Origin of the sequence: Paraburkholderia phymatum (assembly GCF_040965635.1) — a bacterium.
GTDB lineage: Bacteria > Pseudomonadota > Gammaproteobacteria > Burkholderiales > Burkholderiaceae > Paraburkholderia > Paraburkholderia phymatum_B.
In genome coordinates this window covers 627,708-645,991 of the sequence record NZ_JBFRCH010000003.1, presented here as the reverse complement: position 1 = coordinate 645,991, position 18,284 = coordinate 627,708, and the positions used below count along the sequence as shown (strand labels likewise).

General features: G+C 65.4%; 16 protein-coding genes, 1 rRNA gene and 1 pseudogene. 7 read left to right on the top strand and 11 right to left on the bottom strand.

All coding sequences use genetic code 11. From position 1 onward, the window contains the following. Positions 1-234: 234 nt before the first annotated feature. A 5S ribosomal RNA gene (rrf, locus tag AB4Y32_RS09495) occupies positions 235-348 on the top strand. A 421-nt stretch (positions 349-769) separates the two neighbouring features. On the opposite strand, the gene AB4Y32_RS09490 is transcribed toward rrf, so the two are convergent. Then, on the bottom strand, positions 770-1,768 hold the full coding sequence (locus AB4Y32_RS09490; protein ID WP_368721063.1) for a LysR family transcriptional regulator: 999 nt from the start codon (positions 1,766-1,768) through the stop codon (positions 770-772). 197 nt (positions 1,769-1,965) lie between these two features. Between AB4Y32_RS09490 and AB4Y32_RS09485 the strand changes: the two genes are divergently transcribed. The 3 genes from AB4Y32_RS09485 (at position 1,966) to AB4Y32_RS09475 (ending at position 6,151) form a co-directional block, all read left to right on the top strand. After that, entirely contained in the window at positions 1,966-4,146 is a 2,181-nt protein-coding gene (locus tag AB4Y32_RS09485) for an FUSC family protein (protein ID WP_368721062.1), read from the top strand. A gap of 139 nt (positions 4,147-4,285) precedes the next feature. Next, complete coding sequence (locus AB4Y32_RS09480) at positions 4,286-4,507, top strand: hypothetical protein (protein WP_368721061.1); 222 nt, start codon at positions 4,286-4,288, stop codon at positions 4,505-4,507. A gap of 129 nt (positions 4,508-4,636) precedes the next feature. Next, on the top strand, positions 4,637-6,151 hold the full coding sequence (locus AB4Y32_RS09475; RefSeq protein ID WP_368721060.1) for an acetyl-CoA hydrolase/transferase family protein: 1,515 nt from the start codon (positions 4,637-4,639) through the stop codon (positions 6,149-6,151). A gap of 77 nt (positions 6,152-6,228) precedes the next feature. Here the strand turns inward: AB4Y32_RS09475 and AB4Y32_RS09470 are convergent, their stop codons facing one another. Next, positions 6,229-7,389: a metallophosphoesterase gene (locus AB4Y32_RS09470; RefSeq protein WP_368721059.1), complete on the bottom strand. Its 1,161-nt coding sequence runs from the start codon at positions 7,387-7,389 to the stop codon at positions 6,229-6,231. Positions 7,390-7,773: 384 nt separating this feature from the next. Between AB4Y32_RS09470 and AB4Y32_RS09465 the strand changes: the two genes are divergently transcribed. Further along, the gene (locus AB4Y32_RS09465) at positions 7,774-8,088 is read left to right on the top strand and encodes a hypothetical protein (RefSeq protein ID WP_368721058.1); all 315 of its coding nucleotides are present in this window, start codon (positions 7,774-7,776) and stop codon (positions 8,086-8,088) included. Between the two features lie 90 nt (positions 8,089-8,178). On the opposite strand, the pseudogene AB4Y32_RS09460 reads toward AB4Y32_RS09465, so the two are convergent. Further along, a pseudogene (locus AB4Y32_RS09460) lies at positions 8,179-8,760 on the bottom strand (malonic semialdehyde reductase). 137 nt (positions 8,761-8,897) lie between these two features. On the opposite strand from AB4Y32_RS09460, the gene AB4Y32_RS09455 reads away from it, so the two are divergent. After that, complete coding sequence (locus tag AB4Y32_RS09455) at positions 8,898-9,491, top strand: alpha-ketoglutarate-dependent dioxygenase AlkB (RefSeq protein WP_368721057.1); 594 nt, start codon at positions 8,898-8,900, stop codon at positions 9,489-9,491. A gap of 64 nt (positions 9,492-9,555) precedes the next feature. Here AB4Y32_RS09455 and mdcH read toward each other — a convergent pair whose 3' ends face one another. Genes mdcH through AB4Y32_RS09415 form a run of 8 tightly spaced genes read right to left on the bottom strand, consistent with a single transcriptional unit; the run spans position 9,556 to position 16,704 of the window. Next, positions 9,556-10,491, bottom strand: coding sequence for a malonate decarboxylase subunit epsilon (gene mdcH / locus AB4Y32_RS09450; RefSeq protein WP_368721096.1), 936 nt, complete (start codon positions 10,489-10,491; stop codon positions 9,556-9,558). After that, complete coding sequence (locus tag AB4Y32_RS09445; RefSeq protein ID WP_368721056.1) at positions 10,491-11,195, bottom strand: malonate decarboxylase holo-ACP synthase; 705 nt, start codon at positions 11,193-11,195, stop codon at positions 10,491-10,493. The genes mdcH and AB4Y32_RS09445 overlap by 1 nt, the downstream gene beginning before the upstream one ends. Further along, positions 11,195-12,037 (bottom strand): biotin-independent malonate decarboxylase subunit gamma, encoded by an 843-nt coding sequence (mdcE, locus tag AB4Y32_RS09440; protein ID WP_368721095.1) that lies wholly within the window; start codon positions 12,035-12,037, stop codon positions 11,195-11,197. The genes AB4Y32_RS09445 and mdcE overlap by 1 nt, the downstream gene beginning before the upstream one ends. After that, positions 12,037-12,921, bottom strand: coding sequence for a biotin-independent malonate decarboxylase subunit beta (locus tag AB4Y32_RS09435; protein WP_368721055.1), 885 nt, complete (start codon positions 12,919-12,921; stop codon positions 12,037-12,039). Before AB4Y32_RS09435 ends, mdcE begins: the two co-directional genes overlap by 1 nt. Next, positions 12,918-13,232: a malonate decarboxylase subunit delta gene (locus AB4Y32_RS09430; protein WP_368721054.1), complete on the bottom strand. Its 315-nt coding sequence runs from the start codon at positions 13,230-13,232 to the stop codon at positions 12,918-12,920. Before AB4Y32_RS09430 ends, AB4Y32_RS09435 begins: the two co-directional genes overlap by 4 nt. Before the next feature lie 5 nt (positions 13,233-13,237). Continuing rightward, entirely contained in the window at positions 13,238-14,218 is a 981-nt protein-coding gene (locus AB4Y32_RS09425) for a triphosphoribosyl-dephospho-CoA synthase (RefSeq protein WP_368721053.1), read from the bottom strand. A 4-nt stretch (positions 14,219-14,222) separates the two neighbouring features. After that, a complete protein-coding gene (mdcA, locus tag AB4Y32_RS09420; RefSeq protein WP_368721052.1) occupies positions 14,223-15,914 on the bottom strand; it encodes a malonate decarboxylase subunit alpha in 1,692 nt (563 codons plus the stop codon). A 7-nt stretch (positions 15,915-15,921) separates the two neighbouring features. After that, positions 15,922-16,704 (bottom strand): GntR family transcriptional regulator, encoded by a 783-nt coding sequence (locus AB4Y32_RS09415; RefSeq protein ID WP_368721051.1) that lies wholly within the window; start codon positions 16,702-16,704, stop codon positions 15,922-15,924. Positions 16,705-16,879: 175 nt separating this feature from the next. On the opposite strand from AB4Y32_RS09415, the gene AB4Y32_RS09410 reads away from it, so the two are divergent. Next, complete coding sequence (locus AB4Y32_RS09410; protein ID WP_368721050.1) at positions 16,880-18,184, top strand: MFS transporter; 1,305 nt, start codon at positions 16,880-16,882, stop codon at positions 18,182-18,184. Positions 18,185-18,284: the final 100 nt, after the last annotated feature.

Here is an 18,284-nt window from a genome sequence, read left to right as displayed (position 1 = left end):
TGATACTAATTGCCCGTAAGGCTTGATCCTATAACCGGTGTGTTTTGCGATGATCGCTCGTGCTTCAGCACGTGCGGGCATCTCACTCCCGAAGGGAGCACGGACACGCTGATGGTTGACAGATCGACGTTGTGCCAAAAACAACACAACCCCACCCCTCTTTACGCTTCTTCCCGATTGGCCGCGGCGCTCAAAGGTAACGTAACCCCCATAGCGACGCGGCAACCCGTCATGCCTGATGACCATAGCGAGTCGGTCCCACCCCTTCCCATCCCGAACAGGACCGTGAAACGACTCCACGCCGATGATAGTGCGGATTGCCCGTGTGAAAGTAGGTAATCGTCAGGCTCCTTACACAGCACCCGGCCCCGCCCTCCAACAGGCGGGGCCGCGGTCGTTTACGGCGCCATGTTTTACCCTTCCTCCCGCCGGCGCTGCGGGTACAAGCCGTCTACGCAAAACGTGTTGCCGCTGCCGTCGCCCCGGCTTCTACACCCTGGCCGGCCCCGCCCCGGTAACGCCGGCACCACGATCCGGCCGTGGCAGCCCTTCCCTCGCGATAGACAGCCCTGTTCCGCCACCGCCACGCGCTGGCGCAGACCCGCATTCCTTTTCTCCACGCCTCCGCCATGTCGCCATGTCGTTCATGCCGCGGCTCAACGCGAGAACGTCCTGCCCAGCGGGCACCCGGTCGTCGGGGCACCCAGGGACGTGTGCGCCGGGACTGCGCATCCAGCACACAGGCGCACTAACCGAACACCAACTCTCCTCAATGCTTCGTCTGCGGGGCCGCAACGCCCCCGTCATCCGCACGCAGCGCATCGCTGATCACACTCTGGCATCCCGTCTCACCCAGCAACGCGACGTCGCGGGCAATGACCTGCGGCAGATGCGTCCGCAGAAACTCCACCCACGTCCGCGTCTTCGCGTCGATGAACTTACGCGACGGATATAGCGCATAAACATTCATCTTCTGCAGCGTGTATTCCGGCAGCACGCGCACGAGCGATCCCGTCCGCAGTCCGTCGATGGCCGCGTACAGCGGCAGCATCCCGATCCCCATGCCTTCACGAATCGCCACGATCAGCGATTCGGCGATATTCACCTGCACGGGCCCGCTCACTTCCAGCGCCTCGCTGCCGTTCGGGCCATCGAGTGTCCACTCGCTGGTCGGAAAGGCCGGCGTCTTGAGCAACAGACAGTCATGATGGAGCAGATCCGCGGGCGTTTTGGGCGCTGCGTGCGCGTGGAGGTAAGCGGGTGACGCGCACAAGATGCTGAACGTCGTCCCGAGGAGAAGCGATACGAGATCGGAATTGGGCAACGTCGACGCTCCCACGACAGCGACATCGGCGCTGCCTTCGAACAGATCCGGCATCTGCTGCGAAAGCGTGAGTTCGACGGCAACTTCGGGATAAATCTCGCGATATCGCGAGATCGCGGGCAGCACGTAGTGCTGGCCGATGCTCGCAAAGCTATGCATTCGCAGCACGCCCGACGGCCGCTCATGCGCGCCACTTGCTTCTTCTTCAGCATTATCGACATCAGCAAGAATCTGCTGACATCGCTTCAGATATCTCTCACCGGCGGTCGTCAATGCGAGGCGTCTTGTCGACCTGTTCAGCAGACGCGTCCGCAGATGCGCCTCGAGTTCTGAAACCGCGCGGGACATCGCGCCCGTCGTCGTATTGAGCGATTGCGCCGCTGCCGTGAAACTGCCCGCCTCAACGACGCGCACGAACACCCGCATGTTTTGTAACGTATCCATCAATTCTTCTTGACTGACATCAAACCGTTATTGTCCGCCTATTGCATCCCGCGATTGTTGAGTGTTCTGCAAGGGATGTTCCCTACGCCTAGCATTAATTCGCACAACGCAGGCTCCTACAATCGGCGCCTTCAGGGCGGGAGTGTGCATGTTTGGTGCCGCGCTTCTCCGACAACAGCCAAGCGCAGTCTCAACAAATGAAACCCCAGCATGCGATGAAGCGAGTGTCGTCCGGTACTACTCTCGGATGGCGAACCGGCATGTTGCGGGCAATCGCCGATGCGACCGAAGAGTGGGCGACTACCGACGGCCTCGTCTGGCTTCATCTCTTCAAAACGGTGACGGCGGCGCTGCTTGCGCTGGGTATTGCGATGCTGCTCGAATTGCAGCAGCCGCGCACGGCGATGACGACCGTGTTCGTCCTGATGCAGCCGTTCAGCGGAATGGTGCTCGCGAAGAGCTTCTATCGGATTGTAGGGACGTTCGTCGGGATGCTGGCCGCGCTGCTGCTCGGCGCGCTGTTCGCGCAGCAGCCCGAGCTTTACATGCTCGGCATCACGGCCTGGATGGGCGCATGCGTGGCGGCGGCTGTGCGATATCGGCATTTTCGCTGGTACGGCTTCGTGCTGGCGGGTTATACCGCTGCGCTGATCGGCATTCCGACCGTCATGGAGCCGAGCGGCCTGTTCCTCGCCGCGTTGACGCGCGCCGCGGAAGTGGCGATCGGCATCATCTGCTCGGCCGCAGTGAGCGCGCTGATCGTGCCGCGCCGGTCGAGCCTGGCGCTGCAAAACGCGCTGCAACTGAGGCATCTCGATTTTACTGTCTTCGCCGTGAAAGTGCTGGATGGGGCGGTCGAGCGGGGCGCGTCGGAGCGCTATTTCGCGGATCTCGTCGACGAAGTGGTGGGCTTCGAAGCGACACGCGCGTTCGCTGCCTTCGAGGACCCAGGCATGCGTTCGCGCAGTCAGGTGCTTGCAAGGCTGAACCACGAGTTCATGGACGTCTGCGCGCGTCTGCATGCACTGCATCAGTTGAGGAAGCGTCTGCGAGACAACCAGTCGATTCTCGTCCCGCAATCGACCGCGCCGTATTTTCGCGAGCTGTCGCAATTGCTCGGCGCACACACGGAACGACACTTCGATTCGACCGATGCCGCCCGCATCGCTATCAGACTCAAGAGCTTCCAGGCGACGCTGCCGGCAAGAATGCGCGCGACGCGGCGTCCGCTGGAATCGACTGAGCCTCAATGCCTGCCGGACTTCGATACTGCGGGAGAGTTGCTGTATCGCTTCGTCGGCGAGTTCATTCGATACATCGATACCTACGCGTCGCTCGAGACCAATCACAACCCCGCGCGCGAGCGTCCACCCGTGCGTTACGTGAGCCAGACCAACGGATTCGTCGTCGCGTGCACGTTCGCGCGCACGGCGGTTGTGGTCGGCGCCGTCAGCGGGTTCTGGATCGCGACCAACTGGCCGAGCGGCGGCATGGCCGTGATCGGCGCGGCGCTCACTTGCGCGCTGACGTCGTCCGCGCCGAACCCCGTCAAGCTCGCGCTGCAGATGTCCGTCGGCGCAGCGTGCGCGACGATCGCCGGCTATCTCGTCACGTGCTACGTGTATCCCGCCATCGATGGCTTTCCGCTGCTATGCGCGATGCTCGCGCCCGTGCTCGCGACGGGGACGTTCCTCGCGTCGCGTGCGAAAACTTCGGGCTACGGCGTCGGCTTCACGGTGTTCTTCTGCCTGCTCGCCGCGCCCGACAACGTCGTCGCGTACGCCCCCGACCTGTTGATCAACAACGGCATTGCGATCGTCGTGTCGATGCTCGTTACGGCGTTCGGCGCCGCGATTGTCTTCCCCGTGCAGATGCCATGGCTGGTCGCGCGCATCGAAGGCGATCTGCGCAGTCAGATCACGCTCGCCTGCACGGCGCCGCTCGCGGGTCTCGCGCAGCGCTTCCAGTCGAGCACGCACGACCTGATGCACCAGTTGCGGATGCTGTTGCCGAGGCGCTCGCGACGCCACCGTTACGCGCTCAGATGGATGCTGGTGACGCTCGAAGTCGGTCACGCCGTCATCGATCTGCGCGGCGACGCCGAGCGTGCGGCCTACGCGACGCAACTGCACACGCGCTGGAAGCCCTCGCTCGATCGCGTCACGCGCGAGCTCGCGCGGCTTTTCGAGCGGCCCGACAAGGCGAATGCACAACGCGCGCAGATCGCCGTGAGCGCCGCGATGCGTGTCGTGCAGCAGGTGCTCGATGCCGTCCATGCGAATCGCGAGAAGCGCCACGACCAGCAGCGCATCCTCAGCTGCCTGCACTTCATCCGCACGACGCTGCTCGACAAGGACGCGCCATTCGACGCGCGTTAGCCCGGTTAGCCGCGTCGAATATCGATCTTGCTGCAACCTGGAAGAATGCCTTCCGCCTGGCCCTCTTAATCCGCGCCGACCCCGGTCCTATAGTTGGGGCACTGCTTCCGCAGTCACTGAATCAAATGGAGAGATTGAAATGAAAGCGCTGAAGTTGGTCCTGATTGCCTGCTCGTTGTCTGCTGCTGCCTTCGCGCACGCACAGGCGGCGCCGGCGGACGAGGGCGCGCAACAGGTTGCCCAGGCGAACGCGGCACGCGTCGCGCAACCCGAAGCGCAGCGTCCCGCCACGGCACCCGCAAAGAAGGCCAATGACTGTGTCGGTCCCGTGAGCTACTGCGTGATGTACTTCGGCAGCTAACGCGAGCGGCACGGCGAAGCACCTGCTACACAGCATCAACTGGCATCAGGCGGCAACGGGACGACGCACACCTACAACAAGCCATGCACTTCGGCTGCCGCGAGCGTGACATCGGAGAGACTTTCATTCATGTACGAAGACAGGATTCGTTGTGCCGCGTTGCGCGGCAAGATCACGTCGGCGGCGCAGGCAGCGCTGCTGATTCACGATGGCATGCGCGTCGGCGCGAGCGGCTTTACGCGCGCGGGCGACGCGAAGGCCGTGCCCGTTGCGCTGGCCGAACGCGCGCGTAACGAAGGCAAGCCGCTGCGCATCACGCTGATGACGGGCGCCTCGCTCGGTCACGGCGTCGACAGCCTGTTGACGGATGCCGGCGTGCTCGCACGCCGTTTGCCGTTTCAAGTGGACAACACGTTGCGCCGCGCGATCAATCGCGGCGACGTGATGTTCGTCGACCAGCATCTGTCCGAGACGGTCGAAATGCTGCGCGCCGGCCAGCTCGGCAAGCTTGACGTCGCGATCATCGAGGCCGTTGCGATCACCGAGACGGGCGGCATCGTGCCGACCACGTCCGTCGGCAACTCGGCGAGCTTCGCGATTCTCGCGGACAAGGTCATCGTCGAAATCAATCTCGCGCAGCCGCTCGCGTTCGAGGGCCTGCACGACATCTGGATTCCGGGCCGCCGTCCGCATCGCGAGCCGCTGCCCATCGTGCGTCCGGGCGACCGCGTCGGCACGACCGCGATCGAGATTCCGCCCGAGAAGATCGCCGCAATCGTCATCACCGACAAGCCCGACAGCCCGTCGACCGTGCTGCCCGCCGACGAAGACACCGCGCGGATCGCGGGTCATCTGATCGAATTTCTCCAACAGGAGGTGTCGCTGGGACGCATGCCTTCGCCGCTGCCGCCGCTGCAGGCTGGCATCGGCACGATCGCGAATGCGGTGCTGGCCGGCTTCGTCGAGTCGCCGTTCGAGCCGTTCACGATCTACTCGGAAGTCCTGCAGGATTCGACCTTTGATCTGATGGACGCAGGCAAGGTCACGTTCGCATCGGGCGCGTCGATCACGTTGTCCGAGAAGCGCCAGGCGCAGGTGTTCGGCGATCTCGCGCGCTATCGCGACCGTCTCGTGCTGCGTCCGCAGGAAGTCAGCAACCATCCGGAAGTGATTCGCCGGCTCGGCCTGATCGCGCTGAACACGGCGCTCGAGTTCGACATCTACGGCAACGTGAATTCGACGCATGTCGGCGGCACGCACATGATGAACGGCATCGGCGGCTCGGGCGACTTCGCGCGCAACGCGTCGTGCGCGATCTTCGCGACGAAGTCGATTGCGAAGGACGGCGCGATTTCAAGCGTCGTGCCGATGGTCCCGCACGTCGATCACAACGAACACGACGTCGATATCGTCGTGACGGAAATCGGCCTCGCGGATCTGCGCGGACTCGCGCCGCGCGAGCGCGCGTCGCTGATTATCGACCAGTGCGTGCATCCCCTCTATCGCGATCTGCTGCGCGACTACTATCGCGACGCACTGCGCCTCGGCGGTCAGACGCCGCACGTGCTGCGCGAAGCGTTCGCATGGCACGCGCGGTTTCAGGAAACGGGATCGATGCTGCCGGGCCAAAAGATCACGGCGTGATAGAAACGGGATCGAAGCGTGCCGGCCGAGGTCCAGTCGAAGCTCAGTGGTCCATCAGTTGATGCGTCAGTTGATGCTCAAGCGCCGCCGCCGACCAGACGCAATCGCGTGATTTCCGATGGCGCGCCCAGACGCTTGGGCGGTCCCCAATAGCCGGTGCCGCGGCTCGTATAGACCCACAGGTTATCGAGCCGCGAAAGCCCGGCGACAAACGGCTGTTGCAGCCGCACAGCAAAATTCCACGGAAAGAACTGGCCGCCGTGCGTGTGGCCGGACAGTTGCAGCGTGAAGCCCGCGTCGGCGGCGGCCTCGGCCGTGCGCGGCTGATGCGCGAGCAGCACCCTGATCAGCACGTCGCCGGGCGCGCCTTCGAGTGCCGCGGCCGGGTCGCTCCGATGCGTGGGATCGAAGTGCCCCGCCGTATAGTCGGTGACGCCCGCGATCACCGCTTGCGCGCCGTCGTGCTCGACGACGACATGCTCGTTGAGCAGCACGCGCAGGCCCAGACGCTGAAACTCGGCGATCCACGCATCGGCGCCCGAATAGTATTCGTGGTTCCCCGTCACCAGGTAAGCGCCATGACGCGCGCTCAGGCGCGATAGCGGCCGCGTGTGCTCGGACAGCCGCTCGACGCTGCCATCGACGACATCGCCCGTCACCGCGATCAGATCGGGCTTCAGGCGATTCACGGCATCGACGATGGCATCGACATAACCACGCTTGATGGTCGGGCCGACGTGAATATCGCTGATCTGCACGATCGTGAAGCCATCGAGAGCGCGCGGCAGATCGTCGATTGGCACGTCAATGGACACGACGCGTGCGCGGCGCCGCGCATTGACGAAGCCGACAGCCGTGGACAGCAGCGCGAGCAGCGGCACCGCGGTCGCGCTATCGATCTCCCACTGCGTGACGTGAATCGCTTGCGGCGCGAACATCGCGACGATCAGCACGACGAGCAGCATCAGTTCGCGCGCGAACGTCAGCACGAGCAGCGACGAAAAGAAGCCGAGCGGGAGCAAGCCCGCCCACGCGAGCCGGTCGCCGAGCGGCTGCCGTTCGATCGTGCGCGAGATCATGCCGAGCGGAATCAGCAGCACGGACAGCACGAGCCACAGCGCGCACAGCCACTTCACGGCGTTATCGACGGGCAGTTCGGGAATGATCCGGATGCCGACATAGACGTGCAGCAGAATGCCAATGGCGATGATCCGGACAAGAAACGATAGGCGGCGCATAGGTGGGAGCAGGGCGCTGGCGCAGCGCGGGAGACGAGTCGCAGGAAGCACGCCGACAGACTAAGAGAGACAGACGGAAGGCGGCCAGTCATTCTACAAGCAGTTTTGCGCGCTTGCCGAAGGCTTGCGCCATGGCGCGGCGCAGGCGCTGTCAGGCACTGTCCACGCGCGCTGCAATGCAGCACGATGGACGCGACGAGTTCTTCGTCATGCCTATTAAATGGGTATTGAGTTGCAGACACGAACGGACTATTCTCAAAGTAAGCGCACTGCCGCATCCGCAGTCACCGCGTTCCTTTCCCGGCATGAACGAACGCGATAGATGCCCTGCCAGCGACAGCTGCGCGCTTGATCGCCATATCGGATCGAGGTGGGGGGGCAAAGATGAAAACGACAAAGATCACGCATCGCGAGCACCACATCGGCTACGAAGGCAGCCACGTGATGCTGCCGATGGTCGTGCTGTCGCTGATGGCGCTCGGCGTCTATTACGGCGTGCGCAGCATCGATTTTTCCGAATTGGGCCGCACCGCGCTTTTCTATGTCGTGATGGTGTTCGTCGCGCTCGGCGTGGCGGGGCTCTTCGGCGTCGCCGCCGCATGGCTGCGCTCGCGAGGCGACGAAGCCGAAGAGGGCTTCTGCTTTGTCGGCGCGCTCGTCGGCGCGATCGTGTTCTACATCGCAATGCTGACCAGTTGACGCCTTTCGCTCGCGACGCGTATCAGCGCGCCGCGAGCAGCAAACGTGGATACGCGCCGCTTGCGATCAAACGATACGCGCCGCTTGCGATCAAACGATACGCGCCGCTTCGTCGAACGAAAGGCGCGGGCTGCGCGGAAAAAGTTTCGAGTGATCGCCGTAGCCGAGATTGATCAGAAAGTTCGACTTGACGGTCGTGCCGGCGAAAAACTCCGCATCCACCTTCGCCTTGTCGAAGCCGGACATCGCGCCCGTATCGAGGCCGAGCGCACGCGCGGCCATGATCAGATAGCCGTTGCAGCGTCGCGTTGCGAAACGCGGTGTCGGCGATCGCGGCTTCGTTGCCGGCGAACCAGCTGCGCGCATCGGCGTGCGGAAAGAGCTTCGGCAGATGATCGTAGAACGCCATGTCCATGCCGACGATGACCGTGACGGGCACCGACATCGTTTTCTCCAGATTGCCTTCGGACAACGCGGAACGCAGCCGCGCCTTGGCCTCGGGCGTCTTCACGTACACGAAGCGCGCCGGGCTCGAATTGGCCATGTCGGGCCGAGCAGCACGAGTTCGACCAGCCGCCGGAGCAGAGAATCGTCGACGGGCCGCGGCTGCCAGCCGTTGTGCGTGCGGGCGGTGCGGATCAGTTGATCGAGTGCGTCGTCGGAAAGAGTCATGATGATGAGCAGTGCGGTTTCTGGAATGCGGATGAAAGCGCAAGCTGGACGGCGACGCGTCGCGGCATCACGTCCGATAATAACCTTGTTCCCTTGAAAGAGAGGCTTCGCGAGCGTTGGCTCGCGATCGCAATACGATGTCCGCCGATTTGTTCGACGATTTGCCGACCCCCGATGTCGCGTGGTTCCCCGAGTGGCTCGCGCCCGACGCCGCCGCGCAGTTGCTCGCGCGCGTCGTCGAGGAAGTGGCCTGGCAGCAGGATTCGATGTTCACGCCCGCGGGCCGCGTGCCGCTGCCGCGCCTGACCGCGTGGCAAGGCGAGCGCGGTGCCGTCTATGTGTACTCGGGCATCCGCAACGTGCCGCAGCCGTGGACGCCCGCCGTCGCGGAACTGAGATCGGCCGTCGAGGCAACCTGCGATGCGCCGTTCAACAGCGTGCTGCTCAACCGCTACCGCAGCGGCGCGGACAGCATGGGCTGGCACGCGGACCGCGAGCCCGAACTCGGCAAGGAGCCTGTGATCGCGTCGGTGAGTCTTGGCGTGGCGCGCCGGTTCGATCTGCAGCACAACCGGACGGGCGTCGTGCAGTCATATCAGCTGAAGGGCGGAAGCCTGCTCGTGATGCGCGGAAGGACCCAGGCCGAATGGCGGCATCGCGTGCCGAAAGAGCCGAAGGTGCAGGGCGAGCGCGTGAATCTGACGTTCCGCTTCATCACGCCCGGAAAGTAGCCCCGCAGAATTGCTACACGCGCATTAAAAATTAGAAAAAATTTATGCGCATAAGGAACCGGTTTCAGCCGGCGGATTCGCTGCGGCGATGAATGGTCGGCGCGAGCCGGTCCAATGGCAGCGTGCTCGCCGCGATGGCGGCCACATCCGGATACTGCTCGCGGACGATATCGGTCAACACCTGTCCCGGCGATGCTTCGACGAACACCGTTGCGCCCATTTCGACCATCACCGTCAACGCGTCGAACCAGCGGACCGTATAGCGCATGTTGGTCGCCAGGTCGTCGCGGATGGCGTCGGCCGTATGCAATGCGCGGCCGCCGCGATTGCCGACGTAAAGACTCGAAGGCGCGCGAAACGGCACGCTGCGCGCATAGCTGGTGAGCGCGTCGGCGGCCGCGGCGAGCAGTTCGCAATGCGACGGCACGCTGACGACAAGCCGCGTCGCCTTGCGCGCGCCTGCCGCGAGCGCGCGCTCGATGAACGCATCGAGCGCACGGCTCGATCCCGCGACGACGATCTGGCGCGGCGCGTTCACGTTGCCGACGTACACGCGCTCATTGCTCTCGCGCGCTTGCGCATCGGCGAGCCGTTCGACTTCGTGCTCGGTCATCCCCGCAATCGCCGCGAGTCCGTAGCCGCTGGGGTAGGCGGCTTCCATCAGTTCGGCGCGCTTGCGGACCATCAGCAGCGCATCGGCGAACGCGATCGAGCCGCAGCCGACAGCCGCCGCATACGCGCCCACAGACAGGCCCGCGCTGATCTCCGGCGCGAGTCCCTCGGCTTCGAGCGCGCGCTGCATCGCGACGCCTGCAATCAGCAAGCCCGTCTGCACGGCGACGGTCGATTCGAGCGCCGTTGGCGTGTCGAGCGTGAGCACATCGACGCCGAGCGCCTGCGATGCCTCATCGAGCGTCGTGCGAATCGCGGCATGACCGCCGAGGCGATGCAAGAAGCCTTCGGATTGCGCGCCCTGACCGGGAAAGAGAAACGCGAGCATCAGCGATTCGCGTGCGCATGAACGCACGCCCACGGATCGGTGACGAGCCGTGGACCGCTCGCGTCTCGCGCCATCACGCGCGCCTTGTCGGACGCATATTCGACGAGGGCGACGCCGCCCGCTGGCGTTTCGAGTTGCGCGTCGATACGGATGCCGGCGTGCATCGCGTGCGTGTCGAGCAAGGCTTGCAGCCGCCGCGCTTCGTCGCGTGGAAAATGATTTGGCATCCTTATCAACAGATCGAGATCGCTCGTCAACGTGACGGTTGACGTGAACGTCGCGAGTTCGAAGCCGACGCTTCCCGTCGGTCCCCAGGTAAATGTGTCGAGCACCGAACGCGATTCGCGGCGCAGCGCATCGAGCGCGACAAGCGCAGGCAATGCGCGGCGATCCGCAGTGAGTGTCGAGGCCGACAATAACGCTTCGGGCTTCACCACTGCCTCGATATCGTCGCTGCGCGCCCACGTTCCATACCGCTCGTTGCGCGCCGCGCCGCGCACGCCCACCGCGACAAAACCCGGCGCCACTTGCGCCCGTCGCACGACGACGAACGGCGCGCGCGCGAACGCATCGCGGACCCACGCCGGCTCGTCGTCGAACGCTTCGAGCCGATGCAAACGCAGAATGTCATGCGCCTGCCAACGCGGATCGTCTGAAGCAGCCGCATCGTCGAGCGCAAAAGGAGCAACCGCGCACACACGCATCACGCAGCGTCCCACTGCTCGGCCAGCCGGCGCCGCACTTCGATCGACGCCGCGCGCGTCTGTTTCGCCGTATCCGATTGCAGCCGCCGCGACAGCCCGCGTTCATCGGACCGCGCGCTCTGCACCGACTCGGCCAGCACGCCGCGTACGCGTTCGATCTGCGCATCGGTCGGCGCATCGGCATCGATGCCTTCGATCAGCGTGTCGAGTAGCCCGAGCTTCGCGAACGACGCCATCGTGTACGACATCGGCGTGATCGTTTCGCCGAGCTTGTCGAGTTCTTCGACGGTGCGTCGCGTGACGCGCGCGGCCGCCTCCTTGCCCATCGCGTGCACCATCGTGCCCGGCGCGTCGAGCGCGACGATCCGGTTCGCCTGATAGCCGTGCGCGAGGAACGCGCCCGACATAGCCGGTCCGACGATCAACGCGACGACGGGATGCCCGGCATCGCGCGCGCTCGCATACGCATCGACGGCCGATGCGCACGCGAGATGAATGCCGAGCGTCTCTTCGCGATAGCCGTATGCCTGGCTCTTCACATCGACGACCGCAACGATGGGGCGCTTGCGGTCCGACGACGCATCGCGCGCAATGACGTCGCGCACCGCTTGGGCGAGCCGCCAGCCCTGTTCGAGGCCGACGACGTTGTCGGTCGCGCGCGGAAAGCGGTTGTGCGGATCGGGCACGACGGCGATGAAGCGGGCCGCTTCACTGCCCGGTACGCTGCCGATCGCGCCGTCGCCGCACCAGACGGGCACGGCCACGGCTGTAGTGTCGCCCGCGAGCGCCTTGAACCAGCGCATGCCGCGCGTGAGAGTCTGGTTGTTGCTCGTTGGGCTCATCATTGCTCCTTGCGCGGCGCGGCCGCCGAGTCTTGTTCGAACACCTCACGCATCGTTTCCGGCGATACGTTTGCGGGATCGATCCGCGCTAGCCGCTCCAGATACACCGACACCTGCTCGCTGCGATGCGCTGTCGGCACGCCTCGCGCGAACGCATCGCGAATCGCTGCGCGGATCGCGTGCGCGTCGTCATCGACCAGCGCGTCGGCGAGTCCCGTCGCCACGCGCTGCTCGCCGCCGATCATCTGCCACACGCGGCGCCGGTCGCTCGCATCGAGCTCTTCGATGCCCGCTTCCTGCTCGATCACTTCGGGGCCGTTCATGCCGAGCCGCCCCTGTTTCGTCGCGATCAGATACGAGCACAGCCCGGCCGCGAGCGACATGCCGCCGAAGCAGCCGACCATCCCCGCGATCACGCCGACGACGGGCACATGGCGCCGCAACGCGACGATCGCCGCCTGGATCTCCGCGATCACGGCGAGCCCGAGATTCGCTTCCTGCAAGCGCACGCCGCCCGTTTCGAACAGCACGACGGGCTGCACGATCCTGCCGCGCTCGCAATCGCGCAGTGCGAGTTCGAGCGCGGCAGCGATCTTGCTGCCCGATACTTCCCCGATGCTGCCGCCCTGGAACGCGGATTCGATTGCGGCGATCACGGCGGGCTTGCCGTCGATCGTGCCGCGCGCGATCACGGCGCCATCGTCGGCCTGGCAGACGATGCCTTGCAACGACAGCCACGGCGATTCGATGCGATCGAACGGACCAAGCAATTCGCGGAACGTGCCGTCGTCGAGGAGCGCGCGCGCCCGCTCGCGCGCGGGCAGCTCGATGAAGCTGTCGCGCAGCGTCAGCGCGGGCGCGGCGGGTGTCGTCATCGTGCTCATGCGCTCGCTCCCTGGTCGTTCGCTTCGGCGGCTTCGACTGCTTCTGCGAGACGCAGCGCGACGACGCCGGGCGTCGCGCCGAAGTCGTTGATCTCGATCCGCGCGGCGCCGTCATAGCGCGTGAAAAAGCGGTCGAGCACGCTCTTCCAGATATGCCCGTAACCGTCGACGCTGGTGCGCACCGTCACCGACGCCTTCATCGCATCGGCGGGCGACAGCAGCACTTCGAGATCCCCCGAGCCGACGACGCCCACATGCGCGCGTGTCGTGATCGCGCGTTGCGCCGGATAGTCGAATGTCATCTGTTCCATCAGTTTCAGCTCCCGCTGGCCGCGCAATGGGCCAGCCTGTCGATGAAGAGGGTGGCGGCGAGCAGATCGGCTGCGCCGCCGGGAGAAGCGTTGAGCGACAGCAGCCCGGCGTCGAGCGCATCGAGCGCCGCGCGTCCCGCTGCCGTCGATGCGCCGCCCGCCGCGAGCACCGCGCGAGCGCCGCGCTGTCCCGCGCGCAGACCGGCGAGACCCGCGCGATGCAGCAGGCACGTATCGTCGAGCGACGCCATGATCGCGAGCAGTGCGTCAAGACGCGCGTCGTCCTCGCGGATGCCCTTCGCGCGCGCCGCGCGCAATGCGGGCAGACCGACGCCGATCACATGCGGAAAGCCGTCCTGCGCTTCCTGGCGCGCGCCGCCGACGCGATACCGCCGACGCGCGCGCTCGCCGTGGCTGTCGGCGGGCGCGGCGAAGCGATCGGGAAAGCAGGCGATCTGTGCGGCGAGTTCGCAGACGCGCGCGGCATGCGAGTGTGCATGCGCATGCGCGTGCACATATGCGTGCAACGGCAGCGCTGGCGAAGCAAGCGGAGCGTCTTCGTCGAACACGATCGCCGCGCCCGCGACCAGCAGGCCGACGATCCATATCGCGCCGCGATGCGCATTGCTGCCGTCCGTCGCTCGCATCATGTCCTGTTCGCCCGCGCGTCCGAGCTGCGCGAGTTCCGCGCGCAGCGTCGCGGACGGCATGCGGCCACGCGAGGCGCGCGCGAGCGCCGCGAACGTCGGTTCGAGCGCGCGGGCGGAGCGCAGCATCAGCGGCAAGTCGAGATCGCGATGCGCGCCGCTGCCGCGCCCATCGACGAGCGCGGGCTTCGGCGTCAGTTGCGCTTCTTCGATCAGCGATGCGACGGCAAGCTCGGCAAGCGTCGTGTCGGACAGCGCGCGGCACGGACCGCCGAAGTCTTCGACGCGCGCGCGGCGAACAGCAGCCGCATCCGAACGCAAGGTGGAAAGCGAGCCCATCGCGTCACCAGCTACGGAAGCGTGCCGGCGGCGCATAGAGTCCGCCCGACCAGGTAACGAGATCGTCGATGCTCCTCGCCGCGAGCAGTGAGCGCTTCGCTTCGCCGCGCCGGATGCCGAGATCTTCCGGATACGCGACGATGCCGCGGCGGCGCAGCTCGGCCGTCTTTTCGGGCTTCGCGCGCAAGCCGATGGGCGTCACGCCCGCGACGGCGGCAACGGCCGCGCGCCGCTCTTCGATGCCTTCCGCCTTGTGCAGATGCGCGATGCCTTCTTCCGTGACGACGTGGCTCACGTCGTCGCCGTAGATCATCACGGGCGCGACGGGCATGCCGCTTTTCGCGCCGACGGCGACGGCATCGAGTTCGTCGACGAAGGTCGGCTCGCCGCCTTTCTTGTACGTTTCGGCCAGTTGCACGACGAGCTTCTTGCCGCGCGATACGGGGCCCTGATCCTTCAGCAGCTTGAGCCACGCTTCGCTCGAATGACGCCGGCCGCGCGGATCGTGTCCCATGTTCGGCGCGCCGCCGAAGCCCGCGAGACGTCCGCGCGTCACAGTCGACGAATTCGCGTCGCCGTCGATCTGCAGCGTCGAGCCGATGAAGAGGTCCACGCCGTATTGCCCCGCGAGCTGGCACAGCACGCGATTCGAGCGCAGCGTGCCGTCGTTGCCCGTGAAGAACACATCGGGGCGCGCTTCGATATACGCCTCCATGCCGACTTCGCTGCCGAAGCAATGCACGCTTTCGACCCAGCCGGACTCGATCGCGGGAATCAGCGTCGGGTGCGGATTGAGCGTCCAGTTGCGGCAGATCTTGCCCTTGAGGCCGAGCGATTCGCCGTACGTTGGCAGCAGCAGTTCGATCGCGGCCGTGTCGAAGCCGATGCCGTGATTCAGCGACGAAACCCCATACGGCTCGTAGATGCCCTTGATGACCATCATCGCGGTGAGCACCTGCAAGTCGCCGATGTGGCGCGGATCGCGTGTGAAGAGCGGCTCGACGGCGAACGGGCGGTCGGCCTGCACGACCACGTCGACCCACGACGCGGGAATATCGACGCGCGGCAGTTCATCGACGATCTCGTTGACCTGCACGATCACGATGCCGTGCCGGAACGCAGCGGCTTCGGCGATGGTCGGCGTGTCTTCCGTATTCGGTCCGGTGTAGAGATTGCCGTGACGGTCGGCCTTTTCCGCGCACAGCAGCGCGACGTGCGGCGTGAGGTCGACGAACATGCGCGCATACAGTTCGACGTACGTATAGATCGCGCCGATTTCGAGCTGGCCGTCTTCGAGCAGCTGCGCGACGCGCAGGCTCTGCGGACCGGCGAACGAAAAATCGACCTTGTGCGCGATGTTCTTTTCGAAGAGCGTCAGATGCTCAGGCCGGCTGATGCTCGAAATCAGCAGATGCACGTCATGCACCTTCTGCGGATCGACCTTTGCGAACGAGCGCGACAGGAAGTCGGCCTGCTTCTGGTTGTCGCCTTCGAGCGCGACGCGGTCGCCGGGACGGATCAGCGTTTCGAGCGCATCGACGATGCGCGCGGCGGGAAGGATGCCGTCTTCGAGCCAAGGCTCGATCGCGACGAGCCTGCGCTTCTTCTCGTCGCGCCGGGTGGTCCATGAGCGCGCGGCGGGCGCTCCCGTTGCCTGTGCCAATTCGAGCTTGGCTGACTCGACTCGTTGATTCATCGGCGCTTCAACTCCCGATAGTGGATGGAGTGCGCGCGGGCCGTCCACGCCGTCGGCGCGGGGCCGCCTCGGCGGCTTCGGCTTGCGCGCGCTCCGTCAAGAAACGATAGACAAACTCGCCCGTGCCCAAGAGGTGCGCGGACACGAGCGCTTGAGCGGCCGCGACGTCCTTGCGCTCGACGGCGGCGAGGATCTCGGCGTGCTCCGCATCGGACGCGCCCTTGTACTCGGGCAGGCCGAACTTGAGCCGCAGATAGCGCTCGCCGCGCCGGTGCAGCGACGCGATCATCTCGGCGAGTTGCGGGCGGTTCGCGGGCGCATACAGGCAGTTGTGGAACGCCTCGTTGCGCGTCACGTAAAGAGCCGGGTCCGGCTCGCACTCGGCCGCGCTGCACAGCGCCGCTGCTTCGGACAGCGTCGCGGCCGTGTGATTGGGAATCGCCAGCGCGATCGCAAGGCTTTCGAGCGCCGAGCGGATTTCATAGATCTCGCGCGCTTCGTCGGGCGTCAGCCGCGCGACGGTCGCGCCCTTGTTCATCTCGACCTTGACCCAGCCTTCGCTTTCCAGCTGACGCAAGGCTTCGCGCACGGGAATCGCACTGACCGAGAAGTGGCGCGCGATCGCGTCCTGGCGCAGCGGCGCGCCGGGCGCGAGCGTGCCGTCGATGATCGCCGCGCGCAGCGCTTCCGCGATCACGCGCGGCGTGCTGGCCCGCGGCGTGTGCGCCGTCGGCAGAAGAGGAGCGCGCGGAGCGCTCTCCAGGGGAAAACCATCGGTTGCGTCGTTCATGACATCAAATATTATATATAAAAATGAACAATTTCCAGCGGGACAAACCCGGGGTTTTCAGAAGGCACGGCGCTGACGCGCATCCACTCGTGCATGCGGCCTAAGCTGCATGCAGGGGAGCCGCTGCGTCGTGACGGACACGCAATCCAACCGTAGCACTTGGAGGAGCAGCAGCATGAATTCATCGATATCGGACCGGGCGGCAACCCTCCGGCAGCGTACACCGCTCAACCGGTCGCAGATTGCCGGATTCTGGGGCGCCTGGGCGGGCTGGACGCTGGACGGGATGGACTCGTTCATCTACGCGCTGGTGCTGACGCCCGCGCTCACCGAGTTGCTGCCGCGCTCGGGCTATGCGGCAACGCCTGCGAACGTCGGGCTGGCCGGTTCGATCCTGTTTGCGCTCTTCCTTGTCGGGTGGGGTCTGTCGTTCATCTGGGGGCCGCTCGCGGACCGCTTCGGCCGCACGAAAGTGCTGGCGGGCACCATCTTCACGTTCGCGATCTTCACCGGCCTTTCGGCGACGGCGCACAACGTGTGGGAGCTGGGCATCTTCCGCTTCATTGCGGGCGTCGGCATCGGCGGCGAGTGGGCGCTGGCGGGCACCTACGTCGCGGAGTCGTGGCCCGAGGACCGGCGCAAGATGGGCGCGGGCTACCTGCAGACGGGCTATTACGCGGGCTTCTTTCTTGCCGCCGCGCTCAACTACACGGTCGGCGTGCACTTCGGCTGGCGCGCGATGTTCCTGACGGGCGCCGTGCCCGTGTTCGTGGCGATCATGATCCTCACGCGCGTGAAGGAGTCGGACAAATGGCAGAAGGCGGAAGCGCGCGACGTGGTGCACGTGAAGCCGATGCGCGAAATCTTCGGGCGTACCTATCGCCGCCGGACGTGGGTTGCTTGTGCGCTCCTGACCATCGCGATCATCGGCTTGTGGGCGGGCGCCGTGTATGAGCCGTCGGCCGTGATCCAGCTCGCGACGCGCGCCGGCATGTCGAAGCCGGAAGCGATGAAGATGGCGTCGATGGCGACGGGCCTGCTGTCGATCGGCACGATTCTCGGCTGCCTCGCGCTGCCGCCGCTCGCCGAACGCATCGGCCGCAAGAAGACGCTTGCCATCTATTTCGCTGGCATGGCCGTGTCGATCATCGGCAGCTTCGGCTGGGCGTTCTATCTGCCGAACGGGCTCGCGCCGTTCATCGCGTGGCTTTTCGTGCTCGGCTTCTTCGGCGGCAACTTCGCGCTCTTCAGCCTGTGGCTGCCGGAGCAGTTCGAGACCCGCGTGCGCGCGACGGCGTTTGCGTTCTGCACGTCGTTCGGCCGTTTCGTCGGCGCGGGCGTGAACTTCCTGCTCGGCGCGGCCGTGCTCAACATGCACACGCTCGGCGTGCCCGTCGCGCTGACGGCGGTTGCGTTCATCGTCGGCCTGTGCATCATTCCGCTTGCGCCGGAAACGAAGGGCGAAGAGTTGCCGCAGTAACGGCTTCTCTTTTCCGATCGGTCTGTCCGTGCGAACGGTGCCGGAAACGAAGGGAAAAGAGTTGTTGCTGCAATAACGACTTCCCTTTTACCGATCGGCC